The organism is Streptomyces virginiae, assembly GCF_000720455.1.
Classification (GTDB): Bacteria; Actinomycetota; Actinomycetes; order Streptomycetales; family Streptomycetaceae; genus Streptomyces; species Streptomyces virginiae.
This window is the reverse complement of sequence record NZ_JOAK01000003.1, coordinates 470,663-485,813: the sequence shown is the minus strand read 5'-3', so window position 1 is coordinate 485,813 and position 15,151 is coordinate 470,663. Positions and strand designations below refer to the sequence as shown.

Below are 15,151 nucleotides of genomic sequence, written 5' to 3'. Positions count from 1 at the left end.
GGACGGGTCCGGCGGGTCCGGCGCGGGTCCGGCGCGGGTCCGGCGCGGGTCCGGAAAAAACCCTTTGCCGGGATCGGGGGCTGCCGCGCACGATGGCCTCCCGTGAGCACCTCCCGATGGACCGCCGTACTGCCCGACCTCGCCCCGTGGCGTTCCAGCCGCGACTTCCGGCTCCTGTTCTACCAGGGGACCGTGACGTACTTCGGGTCCTTCATGGCGATGATCGCCCTGCCGCTGCAGATCAAGCACCTGACGGACTCGCCGCTGGCCGTCGGCGCGATGGGCGCGGTGGAGCTGGTCCCGCTGGTCGTCTTCGGACTGTACGGGGGCGCGCTCGCGGACGCGGTCGACCGGCGGCGGATGATCCTGCTGACCGAAGCGGGGCTCGGGGTGCTGGCCATGGTGCTCCTGGTGAACGCGCTGCTGCCGGACCCGCTGCTGTGGCCGCTGTACGTGGTCGCGGCGGGGGTGTCGGCCCTGGCCGGGCTGCAGCGGCCGGCCCTGGACTCGCTGATGGCGCGGATCGTGCCGCACGACCAGCTGACCGCCGCCGCGGCGCTCAACGGGCTGCGCTACCAGTTCGGCGCGATCGTCGGTCCGGCGCTGGCCGGCCTGGTCGTCGCCTACGCCGGTCACGCCTCGGCCTATGCCGTCACCGTGGCGGGTTTCCTCGGCTCCGTGGTGCTGTGCTCGCGGCTCAGCCCGGCCCCGCCGGTCGAGGGCGCCGAGCGTCCGTCGCTGCGCGGGATCGCCGAGGGCGCGCGCTACGCGTGGAGCCGGCCGGTGCTGCTGGGCACGTACGCGGTGGACCTCGCGGCGATGTTCTTCGCCTTTCCGAACACGATCTTCCCCTTCCTCGCGGACGAGCTGGACGCCGTGTGGGCGCTCGGTCTGATGTACGCGGCCGGGGCGGTGGGCTCGATGGTGCTGGGGCTGACCAGCGGCTGGGTGTCCCGGGTGCGCCGGCACGGGCTGCTGGTGGTCCTCGGGGCCACGGTCTGGGGTCTGGCGATCGCGGCGGCCGGCGTGTCGCCCGGCATCTGGGCGGTGCTGCTCTGCCTCGCCGTGGCGGGCGCGGCCGACATGCTGAGCGGGCTGGGCCGCGCCACGATCTGGAACCAGACGATCCCCGAGGAACTGCGCGGCCGGCTCGCGGGCATCGAGGTGCTCTCGTACAGCGTGGGCCCGCAGCTCGGCCAGGTCCGGGCGGGCACCATGGCCGGCTGGACGGGAACCCGGCCGGCCTTCTGGAGCGGTGGTCTGGCCTGCGTGGCCTCGGTGGCGGTGCTGGCCGCGCTGCTGCCGAAGTTGATCTCGTACGACGCGGACACCGACGAGGACGCGCTGCGCCGCCGGGCCGCGCGCGAGGCGGAGCCGGTGTAGCGCTAGGGAGTGTCCGCAAAGTAGCGTCGCCGCCCGGAGGGCGGGCGCGGCGGGGTCCGGTGCGTGCGATCGCAAGGCGGACAGGGAGCCGATGCGGAGCATCGGCGACCGACGACAACGCGGCAAGCGCGCGTGCCGGACCCCGCCGCGCAGGCGGGACTTCGCGGACACGACCCAGGGCGTGTCTTTCGGATCTTGCCGGGCCCGCCCTAGCCCTCCTTCTCGGCGAGGATCCGGTCGGCCGCGTAGTGCGGGCAGTTCAGGGCGTGCCAGGTCACCGAGAGGGAGCTCGCCCCCGTCCGCAGCGTGCGCACCACGCCGTCGGCGGCGGTGGCCTTGCAGAAGGGGCACATGACGGTCTCCGGGCGTAGTAGATCGAACATGCCCTGTCCTTCCCGCAGGTTTCTCACACCGGACCTGTCCAGAACTATCAAATCCGGCGCCATTCGGCCGCAGTACCCACAAGTACGGATGGGTATTGGATGACGTGACCGCGCGGGAAGCGCGGTGGAACGGCGACGGGGACCCGCCCCCGGGCGGCCGCCGTCACCCCGCAGGGGGCCACGACGTCGTACGGGTTGTGCAGCGCCACCGTGCTGACGGGCGGCCCCGCGCGTCAACCGCCTCCGGGCTCGAAGGTCGCGAGCATCTGGGCCAGGGCCGCCTGGTCCGGTCCTGTGAACGGGTCGAGGCCGGGGACCGCGGCGATGGTGTCGAGGAGCTGCGGGGTGAGGCCCACCGCCGGTGGGAGGTGGGTGCACAGGACGGTCTGGGGGTCCATCGACCGCAGCGGATCCACCGTGGCCAGGAAGCGGTCCGGGTCCACCACCTGCACCCAGGGGCTGTCCACGCTCGCCCACAGCCGCTGGGACGCCCTCAGCTCCTCCGCCGGCAGCTGCGCGACGTCCGTGCTCACCGCCAGGTCCGCCGTGGGCATGGGCCCGCCGAAGCAGTCGGAGCTGAAACAGGTCCGGGAACGGTCGTCGTAGAAACCGACGGTCGCCGGGTTGTCGAACAGCGGCGGCCGGAAGGCGTGGAGCGTACGGTCGCCCACGTCCAGGCTCTGGCCGGGGTTGAGGAAGTACAGCCGGTCCATGGGCAGCGGCCGCTCGGTGGCCATGATCCCGGCGCCGAGGAACGTCGTCACCAGGCGGGCCTCGGGAGCGGCTTCGAGCAGGGCGAACAGTCCCCCGGTGTGGTCGCGGTCGGGATGGGTCAGCCAGATCCACCGCACGTCGGCCGGATCGAGCACCGAACCGAGCACGTCGAGGAAGTCCCGGTCGGGCAGGCCGAGGCCGGTGTCCACGACCACCGGCTGCTCGGCGTGCAGCACGAACGCGTTGACCGGGAGGAATCCGATGCCCGGAACCTCGATGCAGTCCGCGAGGACGGTGGTCTCGGGTCCCACCTTGTGCGTGCTCATGGCGATCTCCACAGTTCTGCGGGGTTCGGGTCCTGCCTCCATCGTGGCGCCGTCCGGCTGCCCCCGCGCGCGGGCGGCGGCGCCGGCCCCGCTCCGGCCGGCGGTGGGCTCAGTTCGCGCAGTACGCGTCCCGGGCGGGGCGCCGCCCCGTGGTGAGGTACGCGGTGACGGCCCGGTCACCGCACGCGTTGCCGTTGCCCAGGTAAAGCCCGTGCCCGCCCTGCTCGACGGTCACCATGCGGGCGCGGTCGCCCAGGGCCTCGCGCATCTTCAGGGCTCCGGACAGCGGCGTCGCCGGATCCCGGCGGCTCTGGAGCATGAGGACCTCGGACGGCACGTCGTCGGTGATCGGAGCGGGCGCCTGCGCGGGCGCGGTCTTCCAGAAGGAGCAGGGCAGCACGTTGACGGGCATGCCGGCCGTGAGCGGGTACCGGGCGCGGTCCTGCGCCACCGCGGCCCGGTGGGCGTCCGTGGACCTACCCGGCCAGGCGACGTCGTTGCAGATGACGCCCACCATGACGGCGGCGTCCTCGTCCCGGATCGGCCGCGCCAGCTCGGGCGGGAGCGCGGGGGTTCCGGCCGGGTCCTGGACGGCCTTGACCAGCCGGGCGAAGGCGGGGAAGGCGGCGTCGGCGTAGAGGGCGTTCTGGAGGGCCTGGCGCAGCCCGTTGCCGGTGAGCGGCACCCCGGGGGTGGTCGACGGGCGCGGTTCCCCGTCGAGCCGGGCCCCGAGTGCGACGACCAGCGGCTCGACGTCCTGCGGCCGTGCTGCCAGACGCAGGCCGTCCCCGTCCCGGTCGGGATGGGCCGCCCACGCCGCGAAGTCGGGGAAGCGGTCGTCGGCGCCGCGCGACATGTTGGCCAGCCAGCCGCGGGCGACCCGCTCGGGGTCGGGGTCGCCGCTGCTGTCGAGGACCCAGCGGTCGGTGCGCCGGGGGTACTTCTGCGCGTACTCGGCCGCCACGTACGTCCCGTACGAGGTCGCCCAGGCGGACAGCCTGCGTTCGCCGAGGGCCTCGCGGAGGCGGTCCAGGTCCCGGACCTGGTTGGCGGTGGTGAAACTGCGCAGTTCGGGGCCGCCGTTGCGGTCGCAGGCCTCGGCGATGCGCCGGGAGCGCTCGACGTTCTCCGTGATCTCCCCGTCCGGGCCCGGCCAGGACCGCAGGCTGGTCAGGTACCGGTCCTCGGGGGCGAGTCCGCAGCTCGCGGTGGTGCTGGCGCCCACCCCGCGCGGGTCGAAGGCGACGAGGTCGTAGGCGCCGGCCAGCTCCCGCTGGAGGGCGGCGCCCTTCTGGGTCAGGCGCTGCACGCCGGAACCGCCCGGACCGCCGGGTATCACGACGAGCGTGCCGCGGCGGGCCGCAGGGCGGTCGCTGCGGACGCGGGAGACGGCGACGTGTATCTGCCGGCCGCCGGGATCTGCGTAGTCGAGCGGGACGGGCAGCACGGCGCACTCCTGGGCGGCGGGGCCGCCCGGTTGGGCGCAGGGCTTCCAGTCGGGCTCGGGCACTGCGGCGCCGGCCGGCCGGGCGGCGGCCGGGCCGGCGGTCGCGGTCAGGCCCGCGGCGACGGTGGCCGCGGCGAGTGCGAGGAGCAGGGCCTTCTTCGGGTGGGTCGTCATGGCGCAAGCCTCGTCGCTCCCGCGCCGGGGCCCCATCCGGCAGGCCGGTCGGGTCGTGGTGGGGTCAACCCCCTTGCCGCGGCCCCGGCTTGCCGGTGTGGCGGGTGCCGGTGGCGGGTGCCGCTCAGGGGAGGGGGACGCCGCGGGCCGTGACCCACAGCTCGTACCACTCCTCGTGCGTGAGGTCGGGTTCGCGCACGGCGGCGTCCCGGCAGGCACGGATCCGGTCGGGGCGGGCGGTGCCGATGACGGGCGCGATCCGCGACGGGTGCCGCATGAGCCACCACAGCAGGACCGTTTCCGGCGTCGTCCCCTTGCGCCGGGCCAGCTCGGCCAGCAGCCCGGCGGTGGCCCGCTCGGCCGGCGTCCGCTGGCGGCCGGTGAAGCGGCCCTGCGCCAGCGCGCCCCAGGCCTGGAGTCGGACGCCGTGGTCGCGGCAGTGTTCCAGAGTGCCGAACGGGAAGCCGCCCGCCGCGGACGCGGGGGTGTTGAGGAGGACCCCGGCCTCGACCCAGTCGCGGCTGTGCAGGCTCATCTCCAGCTGGTTGGCGACGAGCGGCTGGTCCAGCCGTGCCTGGAGGTGGGCGATCTGCGCGGCGCCCATGTTGGACACGCCGAAGCGCCGTACGAGGCCCTGCCGGTGCAGGGAGGTCAGCGCCGACGCGATGGAGTCCACGTCCGCCAGGGGGTCGGGGCGGTGCAGCAGCAGGACGTCGATCACATCGGTCCGCAGCCGGGTGAGGCTCTCCTCCACCCGTCGCGTGATGGTCTGCCCGCGCAGGTCGTACATGCCCGGGCGGTCCTCGGCGCCGAGCCGGATCCCGCACTTGGTCTGGAGCGTGATGCGTTCGCGCAGGCCGGGCGTCCGCGCGAGGACCTCGCCGAAGACGGCCTCGGACTTGCCGTGCCGGTAGATGTCGGCGTGGTCGAAGGCGGTGATCCCGCTGTCGAGGGCGGCCTCGACGGCCGCCGCTGCGGCGTCGATGTCGGCGGGCCCGTACGGTTCGGGGTCCCAGCTCCCGCCGAGGCCCATGCATCCGTACAGCACCCGGTCGTCGTCAGCCATGCCCACACCCTCGTTCGTCACCGCACCACCCTATGGGTTACCGCTTGCGTCTCCCGTGGGGGGAGACTCCAAGCTGGGGGGCATGGACAGCGACGCGCTCCGTTCCATCGGAGAACTAGCCCGCCGGACCGGTCTGACGGTGAAGACCATCCGGTTCTATTCGGACCAGGGCATCGTCCCGCCGACCGACCGGAGCCCGGCCGGCTACCGGCTCTACGGCCCCGACGCCCTCGCACGCCTGCGGCTGGCCCGCACGCTGCGTGATCTCGGGCTCGATCTGGCGACCGTACGCAGGGTGCTGGACCGGGAGGCGTCCCTGGCCGAAGTCACCGAAGCACACGCCAACGCCCTGGACGTACAGATACGTACCCTTCGCCTGCGCCGGGCGGTGCTCCGCGCAGTCGCCCGGAGCGGCCCCACCACCATGGAAATGGACCTCATGCACCGACTCGCCACGCTCTCCGAGGCCGAACGACGCCGCCTGGTCGCCGACTTCCTCGACGGCGCCTTCGAAGGTCTCGACACCAACCCCGAGTTCGTGGCGCTGATGCGCTCCGCGGTGCCCGACCTCCCCGACGATCCCACGCCCGATCAGGTCGAGGCCTGGGTGGAACTCGCCGGGCTCTGCCAGGACCCGGACTTCCGTGTCACGATGCGCCGCACGGCCGAGGAGCAGGCGGCGGAGCCGTCCCGGCAGGACGTCGGCGCGCTGCACGACGCCCTCAACCGGGCGATGGGCGAACGCATCGACGAAGCCGTGACCGCCGGCCTGCTGCCGGCCTCCGCCGAGGGTGCGTCCCGTTCCGATGCGCTGGGATCCCTCTACGCGGACGCGTTCGCACGCGCCGACGAGGGCGGCCTGCGCCGCTGGCTCCTGGCCCGCCTCGGGACGGCCGCCGAGCCGGATGCCGGGCGCTACTGGCGGCTCGTCGCGACGGTCAACGGATGGCCCGCGTCCCCCACGCTCGCTCCCCTCCACTCCTGGTTCACCACCGCCGCCCCCGCCCACAGCGGTGGCAGCCGTGGCGAAGGAGCGGTGCGATGAGGGGGCGACGCCTGAGGCTCGGTCTGTACGCGGACGAGCAGGGGCTGGCCTGGGTCCAGGGCCTCGTCGAGGACGCCGTCGGCTCCCGGAACGCCCGGATCGTCGAGGGGAACGTCACACACAGGGCCGACGACTCGCTGGACTTCCTGGCCGAGCAGTGGACCATCGAACATCCGGATCAGAGCCCCGGATCACGGCAACCCGTGGAGCTGGAGGTCCACTTGGGGTGTTCCCTGCGGACCTGGCGGGCGATCCGCAAGGCCGTACTGACCGCCCTGTGTCCGGAGGGATCGGCTCCGCACACCTGCCGGGTGCCCTGGACGGTGGGCTGAAACGCCACCGTCACCACGCCGGCCCGGGCTCTTCCGGCTGGTCAGCCGTGTTCGTTGGGCTTTCCGCCGAGGGCCCGGGGCGCCCCTGGTTCGTACAGCGCATTGTGTGCGCCCGTGCTGCCGGTTTGGCTTCGAACAGGCCGGCGCCGTGCCGGCACGTCGCGTCACGTCACCGGTACAGAAGGAAGCGCATGACATCCATGCTCGACGGCTGCACGCCCTGGCCCGAGGGGTTCGTCGACCGCTACTGGGCGGCCGGCCACTGGCGCGGCACCACGCTGGACAGCCTGCTGCGCGGCTGGGCCCTGCAGTACGGGCCGCGCACCGCCCTCGTGTCCGGCGGCACGCGCATCACGTACGCGGCCCTGAACCGGCGCGTGGACCGCATGGCGGCGGGCCTGCGGCTGCTCGCCCTGCGGCCCGGGCAGCGGGTCGTCGTCCAGCTGCCGAACGTTGCCGAGTTCGTCGTCACCGTCTTCGCGCTGATGCGCGCCGGAGCGGTCCCCGTGCTGTGCCCGCTCTCGCACCGCGGGCCCGAGGTCTCGCACCTCGTCCAGGTCACCCAGGCCGCCGGCTACGTCGGCCCCTCGACGTACGAGGGCTTCGACCACACGGCGATGGCGGCGGACATCGCGGCCCGCGGACCCTTCCTGCGCCGGGTGTTCACCCTGGAGGCGCCGGGCGCCTCGTCCCCCTACGGCGGCTACACGACCGACCCGTCGGGCTGTCACTACTTCCCGCTGGACTCTCTCGACGCCCCGCCCGCGCCGGCGCTCCCCCTGAGCGCGGGCCAGGTGGCCTTCCTCCTGCTCTCCTCCGCGAGCGGCGCCGCCGGTGCGGCCGCGCCGCCCCTGCTCGTGCCGCGCACCCACAACGACTACGCCTACCAGGCGGGGGCGGCCGCCGAGGCGGTGTCGCTCACCGAGGACGACGTGTACCTCGCCGCGCTGCCCGCCTCGTCCGACTTCACCCTCGGCGGCCCCGGCATCGTCGGCACCCTCTCGATGGGCGGCACCGTCGTCCTGGCCGAGGACCCGGGACCCGAGGCGTGCCTCGCGGCCATCGCCCGGGAGCGGGTCACCGTCACCTCGGTGGTACCCGCCGTCGCCCGGCGCTGGCTCGACGCGCTCGCGGCCGCGGACGCGAACGCGGACGCGCCCACCGGCCTGGGCAGTCTGCGTCTGGTGCAGGTCGGCGGCGCGCCGCCGGACCGGGCGCTCACCGACCGGCTCGCGTCCGTACTGGGCTGCCGCCCGCAGCAGGTCTTCGGGATGGCCGAGGGGCTGTTCACCCTCACCCGGCCCGCGGACCCGGACGAGACCGTGCTCGCCACTCAGGGCCGTCCGCTCTCCCCCGACGACGAGATCCGCATCGTCGACGCCGACGGCCGGGACGTGCCCGACGGGGAGCCGGGTGAACTCCTCGCCCGCGGGCCGTACACCGTGCGCGGCTACTACCGGGCGCCCGAGCACAACGCCCGTTCCTTCACCGGCGACGGCTACTTCCGCACCGGCACCCTCGCCCGCCGCACCCCCGGAGGCCACCTGGTCGTGACGGGCTCGGCGCCGGACGGGGGCCGGCTCGGGCGGTGATCCGCAAGCGTCCGGACCGGGGGCGATTGGGCGGCTGACCGGCGGATACCCAATGATGTCGGAATGCAGAAGCACAAGGAGACCGGCCGGCGGTCCGTCCGCCGCCGGTTCGGCCGCACGGCGACGGTCCTCGGCCTGTTGACGTCGGTGGCCTGTACGTCCGCCCAGGCGCCCGCCTCGATCTCCGGCGCCGGTTCCGGCCCGGGCAAGCCGGACGAGGTCTCCGTCGCGACCTGGAACATGTGCGGGGTGCGGCAGTGGAGCTGTGAGCGCACGGGCAGCCCGAAGGACAAGTTCCAGCAGCTGCGCGACCTGATCGGCGACTCCGGCGTACGCGTGCTGCTCCTGCAGGAGGTGTGCTCGGACGACCTGTCGTCCTCGGCCCTGCGCCTGGGCCCGGAATGGCAGTCGGTCTTCGAGCCGTACGCGAACGTGGACGCGGCGGGCGCCCGTACCGCGATCCAGTGCACCGACGACGGACGCGGGCGGGCCGGCTTCGCGCTGCTGGCCGCCTCCCGGCTGACGGACGTGGAGGTGATCCCGACCGAGCAGCCGACGGTGGGACTGCACCGCGGCATCCTGTGCGCCCGTGTCCCGGCCCAGGGACTGCGGGTGTGCAACGCGCACCTCTCGTTGCGGGACAGCGACGACGAGCACCCGGACTGGGACTTCCGCGACGACCAGCTGAGCTCGCTGTTCGCCGCCGCCTCGACGGACGTCCGTACGGTCGTCGGCGGGGACTTCAACTCCCCGCCGCCGGTGGGCCAGGCGAACACCTCCGCCTGGATCTGGCCGTCGGAGGCGTACACCACCTACCGCGAGTGCGACCAGAAGGGCGAATCCCGCAAGGGGCACCCCACCCACACGGACGGCACGAAGATCGACTACCTCTTCACCGCGCTCCCCCGCACCGGCTGCGAGGTGGTCGACACCAAGGCGTCGGACCACCGGCCCCTGGTGATGAGGGTGAGCCGCCCCACGGAGTCGGCCCCCGCCACCCCCGGGGTCAGTACGCCGAGTTGAAGTAGACGCCCTGGGCGGGGACGGGGTACGCGCCCAGCTTGGTGAAGGGGACGCCCGCCCAGGGGGACACGTTGCCGACGGCGTCCACGGCGATGGCCTCGACGAAGTGGTCGCCGTCGTTCCAGGGCCAGCCCGGCTCCCACATCCAGCTGCCGTCCGGCCGCACCTCGCAGGCGCCCAGGGCCGCTCCGCCCTCGTGGAAGTCCACACGGACGGCGCCGGGAGCGTACCCGGCGAAACCGACGGCGGGACCGGGTACCTGCTGGTGTGCGGCGGGTGCGGTCACCGTCAGCGCGAGGTGCTGCGCCGGCATCGACGGCTGGGGGGCCGGCTCGTACTCGGGCGTGGCGACGTACACGTGCTCGACGGCGGTGAAGGTGACTTCGGAGCGCTTGGTCTGGTAGTTGTTCGCGTCCGCGGCGAAGAGCCGGACGACGTGCTTGCCCTTGGGCCAGGGGTCGGTGCGCTCCCAGATCCACGTGCCGTCGGGAGCGACGGGCGCGGTGCCGCGGTACTTGCCGTCCTCCCAGAAGCTGACGCGCACGGCACCGACCGCGGTGCCGGTGAAGCGGACGGTGTTCGCCGGTACCCGTTCGCCGGACGCAGGCGTGTGGACGACCGGCTTGGGGAAGGAGTCGCCCCGCACCTGGGAGGTCTGCGTGAGGTAGGTGTCGATGGCGGACGTGTCCCGCTTCGGCTGTTCGAAGCCGTTGCGCACCATCCCGATCCGTGGGGCGATTCCGTCGACGAGGAGGTTCAGCAGCCCCATGAGGGCGGGGAGGTTGTGCCGCGTGACCTTCCCCGCGTCGGTGATGAGGGGGGACTCGTTGTAGACGAAGTTGAAGTTCTCGCGTCCCTGGAAGTGCCCGAGGAACGGTTCCACCTGCTGCTGGTACTGCGCGTCCCGGGGGGACGTCAGGACGTAGATGTTGGCCGAGGGGTTGGCACCGCCGGCCACGAGGTCGGGCAGGACGGAGTCGAGGATGTGGACGTACTGGTCCGTCGGCTCCCCCATCATCACCCGTGCCGCTTCGGGGTTGCTCTCCCTGACGCGGGTGCCGATGCGGAACTGCGGCGTGCCGGCCACGATGTTCCTGAAGCCGTACTTCAGTCCGAAGAACAGTGCCGCGCTGCCCCCTTCGGAGGTGCCGAACACGGTCACCTGGTCCGGCGAGAGGGCCAGTGCGTTCATGACGCGCGAGACGAGCCCGGCGACGGACTGCTCCAGGGAGAAGTCCATGCCCCTGCACAGGTGGTAGGTGTTCCCCCCGTCGAGCAGGTCCCGCACCCACAGGATGTTCGACCGCAGGTCCTCCAGCTGTCCGTTCGCCCAGCCGTATCCGCCGGGCGCATGGCGGTTCGCGAAGACGACGACCAGGTGGCGGTTGCCGCCCCGCGCGTGGGAGAACTTGTACTCGACGGGCACCGACCCCGAGCAGTCCACGCCGCTGAAGACGCGGCGCGTTTTCTGGGCTGCCTCAGACATGCTCGGAATCCATTCTTCTCACAGGCTGGCGCGGGACCTGGCCGAGGGTGCCTCCGTTCCAGGGGCCGGCCTGGCCCGCGGGGTGGCCCGCCTGGCCCGGGTGACCGCCGTGGCCCGGGTGGCCCTGGTGACCTGCATGACCCGGGTAGCCCTGGTGGCCCTGGTGACCTGCATGACCCGGGTGGCCCTGGTGACCTGCATGACCCGGGTGGCCCGGCGCGCGGACGCCGGCCATGCCCACGGCGGGTGCCTGGGCCCGGGCCGGGTCGAGGTCCCCGCCCGCGACGAGGATGCGGTCGGTCAGCCTGGCCGAGGCGTAGCCGTCGTCGAGGTCGCAGAACTCCTGCTGGAACCAGCGGTAGCGGGCGGCGTAGCCGTGCTGGATGCTGTCGATGTTGCGGATCGCCCCGATCAGTTCGGGGGACGTGAACACCAGCGGGCCCGGCGCCGACTGCTCGAAGTCGAAGTAGAAGCCGCGCAGGGTGTCCCGGTAGTGGTCCAGGTCGTAGGTGAAGAACAGGATCGGCCGCCCGGTGTTGACGAAGTCGAACATCAGGGACGAGTAGTCCGTGATCATCACGTCGGCGATGAGGGACAGGTCCGCCATGTCGGGGTAGTCGGACACGTCGAAGACGAAGCCGTCGCCGGCGCCCGGCACCGGGTCCACCACGTTGGGGTGGCGCCGCACGAGCAGGACGTGGTCCTGGCCGAGGCGCGCCCGGGCGTCGTCGAGGTCGATGCGGAAGTCGAGCTTGTACTTGCCGGGGGCGTAGAACTGGTCGTCGCGCCAGGTCGGCGCGTACATGATGACCTTCTTGCCCGGCGGCAGGCCGATGCGGCGGCGGACCTCCGCGGCCCGTCCGGTGTCCGCCCGGCGCAGGATGTCGTTGCGCGGGTAGCCGCTCTCGACCATCTCGCCCGGAAACTGGAAGGCCCGCTTCAGGATCGGGGTGCTGAAGCTGTTCGGGGACACCAGCATGTCCCAGTTCTGCACCTCCTTCTCCACGCGCTCCAGGTACCGCTTGTCGGCGAAGTGCACGGCCTCGATGTCGTGGCCGATGCGCTTGAGCGGGGTGCCGTGCCAGGTCTGGACGACGACCTGCCCGTCGCGCTTCTCGAACCAGTCGGGCAGGTGGTTGTTGGCGACGATGTACTTCGCCCGGCCCATGGCCTCGTACCAGTCGGGGGACCACATGCGGACGGGGCGGGCGGTGGGCGGGACGGCGACCTGGTCGTCGCGCACCACCCACAGGTGCTCCAGGTCCGTGCCGCGGCGGACCATCTCCTCGTGGAGGGCGCGCGGGCTGTCGGAGTACTGGGTGCCCTTGAAGGCGTCGAAGAGGACGGCGGCGGTGACCGGCTTGCGCCGGGCCTCGGGGTAGGTCTTGGTGCGCATCAGCTTCTGCCGGTACGGGCCGCGGGCCTCGTCCGGCATCGCCGAGTGGACCAGGAGCGAGAGCCGGTCGTAGGCCTCCGACTGGAGTTCGTAGCGCCGCTCGTTGCTGCTCATGTCGCGGGGCAGAGTGGGGATCAGGTCCTGCGTCATCTTGACCATGAGGTCGCCGGAGCGGTCCTCCGGGTCGACGGCGGAAGGGTCCTGGCGGCGCAGGAAGAAGTCCCAGCGGCCGGCGGCGAGCGGTATGTCGCCGGCCAGGGTGCGCATCGCGGCGGGGGTGACGACGAAGCTGAAGTCGTTGCCCTGCCAGGTGATGGGGACGACGCGCTCGGCACCGTGGGCACGGGAGCGTACGACGACGTGCGCCGTGGCGTACTCGGACGCGTCGAGCCTGTCCTGCGCGGCGTAGCCGACGACGACTTCGAGCGAGCCGTCCTGGCGCCAGGTCGCTGACTTGGCCAGCGGCAGGGTGTCGCGTTCGAACAGCACCACGTAGCCGGAGCCGTTGCGGTGCACGACGACCTCGCGGTCCCCGCCCTCGGTCTGGAGCCGGGCGGGCACCCGGTAGTGGCCGTCGGTGGCCTCTTCCGCCATGACGGGGTAGATGGGGGCCTTGCGTCCCTCGACGTGCAGGGTGGTCTTCCAGCCGTTGGCTCCGGTGTTCCAGGTCTCCGGGACACCGTCGGAGGAGTTCGTACGGTGGCCCGGGACGAGGGCCTTGGCCGGGATGCGGGTCACGAAGCCGTACCAGCCCTCGCCGCCCTGCTGGAACTGCACCCACGCGTCGTGCCGGCCGGCGCCTCCCATGCTGGCCACGCGGAACTTGCCCCATTCGGGGAGCTTGGGACCGAGGTAGACCCCGCGGAGTTCGAGGTGGTCGCCGACCATACGGTGCTGGGTGATGCGGCAACGGACCCGCTCGACGCGGAGTTTGAGCTTCCCCTGGATGAAGAGGGGCACCACACGGGTGTTCTTCTCCACGTACCGGTAGGGCGGGTTGGCGGCGCTTCCGGCTCCGCCCCGGACGAGCCCCTTGTAGCGGAACAGGCCGCGGCTCAGCACGCCGGCCGCCACGTCCCAGGTCCCCTCGACCCATTCCCCCTTCCGCTTGAGGCGGGCCGGGTCGAAGCGGACCTCGAAGCCGGACCAGTCGTAGCAGTAGCGGCTCTGGTTCGAGTACTCGGTGGCCTGCGGGTAGTAGGTGGTCTTCGCCCTGGCGACGACCACCCGGCTCTGCTTCTTGTTGCGCAGCGCGATGGCCTTCATCGACATGTGCCGCTTGTGCACGTTGATGAAGCGGACGTACGCGGACCCTTCGAGGATCAGGTGGTCGGAGTCGTCCCACTGCGCGCCGCTCAGCGAGCCGTGCAGCGAGAGCTCCTTGTCCAGTCGGTAGGCGCTCTTGTCGATGCCCACCGACCGGTCCCCGAGATAGGGGTAGTTGAGGTAGCGGTGGAGGCGGCGCTGGACGGGCATCGGCCCGCCCTTGCGCTCGAACTCGACCACGTCCAGCAGTTCCTTGAGGCGGCCCTCGCGTACGAGCAGCCACTTGACGCGGGCGTCGGCGGGCAGCTCGTGGATGATGTCGGCGTCGGCCTCGTCCAGGAAGTCGTTCGCCCACCGCATGAAGGCGTCGCGGTACTCCTCGTCGGCGTCGGGGAGCACCTTCAGGTGCAGCATCAAGTCCGACTTCAGGCAGGCGAGATCGTACTTGCGCTTGTGGTCGGAGTAGGACCTCGCGCGGTGGCCGGCGAGGAAGCGGCTGACCGACTGCACGGCGGAGACGCGGTCCTGGAGGTTGCTGAACTCGGTGTGCCGCTGGGTGATGGAGGGTGCGGCGCCGCCCTCGCGGCGGCGCCAGAAGTAGACGATGTCCGTGAGGATGTCGACCTTGGCGGCCCGGAAGTGGGCGAACATGTTGACCCAGGAGTCCTCGTACATGACGCCTTCGGGGAAGGCGATGTAGTGGTAGTCCCAGAAGGACCGCCGGAACAGCTTGTTCCACACCGTGCGGTCGTAGATGAGGTCGGGCAGCTTGGTGATGTGCGTGCCGCGCTTGCTGGCCCGCATGGGCGCCTTGTGCAGCGGGGACTGCCACCTCTTGGTGGAGTTCATCATCTGCACGTTGCCGGAGACGAAGTCGGAGCCGGAGGCTTCGAGGGTCCGCACGAGCAACTCGTAGGCGTATTCGGGTATGACGTCGTCGCCGTCGACGAACGCGAGGAACTCCGCCTGGGGGTGGGCGGCGCGGATGCCGACGTTCCGGGCGTGGCCGGGGCCCATCGACTGCTGTCGCAGCAGCCGGAAGCGCGGGTCCCGGCGGGCGAAGTCGGCGGCTATCGCGGTCGAGGAGTCGGTCGAGCCGTCGTCGACCATGATCACCTCAAGGTCGCGGAACGTCTGCCTGGCTATCGATTCCAGGCACTCCTGGAGGTAGATCTCGACGTCCTGGAAGGGCACGACGACGCTCAGGCGGGGCATACCTGCCACTCAGCAAACTCCTCGGTAGACACACTTCTCACGGCGCGTTGGGAGTTGCTGCGGCATGCCGCCAGACCCGCCCCAGAATCTGGTCACCACCGCTCCCCGCACGCTCGACCCTCCCCCACAGCCTGTGACCGCACACTTATATGACCTTCACAGGGTGTGCGCAGCGTAGGCCAACTGTTCAACGCCGAGCAACTATTCACAAGCGCTCAAGCCGCCCAAACCTTCACGCAAGCGAACGAGTGATGACATCCGACCTGTGCTGGACGCGTCAACTACCCGCCGGTTGGGGCGGCC

11 protein-coding genes are annotated in these 15,151 nt (G+C 72.0%); 5 read left to right on the top strand and 6 right to left on the bottom strand.

All coding sequences use genetic code 11. From position 1 onward, the window contains the following. The first annotated feature begins 102 nt into the window (after positions 1–102). Entirely contained in the window at positions 103–1,383 is a 1,281-nt protein-coding gene (locus IG86_RS0107590; RefSeq protein WP_030895717.1) for an MFS transporter, read from the top strand. A gap of 209 nt (positions 1,384–1,592) precedes the next feature. Here the strand turns inward: IG86_RS0107590 and IG86_RS42895 are convergent, their stop codons facing one another. The 4 genes from IG86_RS42895 to IG86_RS0107570 all read right to left on the bottom strand — a co-directional run bounded on the left by IG86_RS42895 (position 1,593) and on the right by IG86_RS0107570 (position 5,493). Further along, positions 1,593–1,766, bottom strand: coding sequence for a hypothetical protein (locus IG86_RS42895; protein ID WP_157854783.1), 174 nt, complete (start codon positions 1,764–1,766; stop codon positions 1,593–1,595). 233 nt (positions 1,767–1,999) lie between these two features. Next, positions 2,000–2,806 carry an MBL fold metallo-hydrolase gene (locus tag IG86_RS0107580; RefSeq protein ID WP_030817962.1) on the bottom strand — a complete coding sequence of 269 codons (807 nt, stop codon included), beginning with the start codon at positions 2,804–2,806 and terminating at the stop codon, positions 2,000–2,002. A 109-nt stretch (positions 2,807–2,915) separates the two neighbouring features. Further along, positions 2,916–4,427, bottom strand: a complete 1,512-nt coding sequence (locus IG86_RS0107575) for an alpha/beta hydrolase (protein WP_030895714.1) — start codon at positions 4,425–4,427, stop codon at positions 2,916–2,918. Between the two features lie 124 nt (positions 4,428–4,551). Next, positions 4,552–5,493: an aldo/keto reductase gene (locus IG86_RS0107570; RefSeq protein WP_030895711.1), complete on the bottom strand. Its 942-nt coding sequence runs from the start codon at positions 5,491–5,493 to the stop codon at positions 4,552–4,554. 82 nt (positions 5,494–5,575) lie between these two features. On the opposite strand from IG86_RS0107570, the gene IG86_RS0107565 reads away from it, so the two are divergent. The 4 genes from IG86_RS0107565 to IG86_RS0107550 all read left to right on the top strand — a co-directional run bounded on the left by IG86_RS0107565 (position 5,576) and on the right by IG86_RS0107550 (position 9,485). Continuing rightward, complete coding sequence (locus IG86_RS0107565) at positions 5,576–6,538, top strand: MerR family transcriptional regulator (protein WP_030895709.1); 963 nt, start codon at positions 5,576–5,578, stop codon at positions 6,536–6,538. Further along, entirely contained in the window at positions 6,535–6,870 is a 336-nt protein-coding gene (locus tag IG86_RS0107560; protein WP_030817973.1) for a hypothetical protein, read from the top strand. Before IG86_RS0107565 ends, IG86_RS0107560 begins: the two co-directional genes overlap by 4 nt. A gap of 191 nt (positions 6,871–7,061) precedes the next feature. Then, positions 7,062–8,462, top strand: a complete 1,401-nt coding sequence (locus tag IG86_RS0107555) for an AMP-binding protein (RefSeq protein WP_037941984.1) — start codon at positions 7,062–7,064, stop codon at positions 8,460–8,462. 63 nt (positions 8,463–8,525) lie between these two features. Next, the gene (locus IG86_RS0107550) at positions 8,526–9,485 is read left to right on the top strand and encodes an endonuclease/exonuclease/phosphatase family protein (protein ID WP_051785017.1); all 960 of its coding nucleotides are present in this window, start codon (positions 8,526–8,528) and stop codon (positions 9,483–9,485) included. Here IG86_RS0107550 and IG86_RS0107545 read toward each other — a convergent pair. Further along, a complete protein-coding gene (locus tag IG86_RS0107545) occupies positions 9,469–10,971 on the bottom strand; it encodes an Ig-like domain-containing protein (protein ID WP_030817982.1) in 1,503 nt (500 codons plus the stop codon). The genes IG86_RS0107550 and IG86_RS0107545 overlap by 17 nt on opposite strands. Further along, positions 10,964–14,848, bottom strand: a complete 3,885-nt coding sequence (locus tag IG86_RS0107540; protein ID WP_078848345.1) for a bifunctional glycosyltransferase/CDP-glycerol:glycerophosphate glycerophosphotransferase — start codon at positions 14,846–14,848, stop codon at positions 10,964–10,966. Before IG86_RS0107540 ends, IG86_RS0107545 begins: the two co-directional genes overlap by 8 nt. Between the last annotated feature and the right edge of the window lie 303 nt (positions 14,849–15,151).

Coding starts and splice junctions, on each gene's coding strand:
- IG86_RS42895 (WP_157854783.1), bottom strand. CDS start 1,766: ATGTTCGATCTACTACGCCCGGAGACCGTCATGTGCCCCTTCTGCAAG.
- IG86_RS0107545 (WP_030817982.1), bottom strand. CDS start 10,971: ATGTCTGAGGCAGCCCAGAAAACGCGCCGCGTCTTCAGCGGCGTGGAC.
- IG86_RS0107575 (WP_030895714.1), bottom strand. CDS start 4,427: ATGACGACCCACCCGAAGAAGGCCCTGCTCCTCGCACTCGCCGCGGCC.
- IG86_RS0107580 (WP_030817962.1), bottom strand. CDS start 2,806: ATGAGCACGCACAAGGTGGGACCCGAGACCACCGTCCTCGCGGACTGC.
- IG86_RS0107570 (WP_030895711.1), bottom strand. CDS start 5,493: ATGGCTGACGACGACCGGGTGCTGTACGGATGCATGGGCCTCGGCGGG.
- IG86_RS0107555 (WP_037941984.1), top strand. CDS start 7,062: ATGACATCCATGCTCGACGGCTGCACGCCCTGGCCCGAGGGGTTCGTC.
- IG86_RS0107560 (WP_030817973.1), top strand. CDS start 6,535: ATGAGGGGGCGACGCCTGAGGCTCGGTCTGTACGCGGACGAGCAGGGG.
- IG86_RS0107550 (WP_051785017.1), top strand. CDS start 8,526: ATGCAGAAGCACAAGGAGACCGGCCGGCGGTCCGTCCGCCGCCGGTTC.
- IG86_RS0107565 (WP_030895709.1), top strand. CDS start 5,576: ATGGACAGCGACGCGCTCCGTTCCATCGGAGAACTAGCCCGCCGGACC.
- IG86_RS0107540 (WP_078848345.1), bottom strand. CDS start 14,848: ATGCCCCGCCTGAGCGTCGTCGTGCCCTTCCAGGACGTCGAGATCTAC.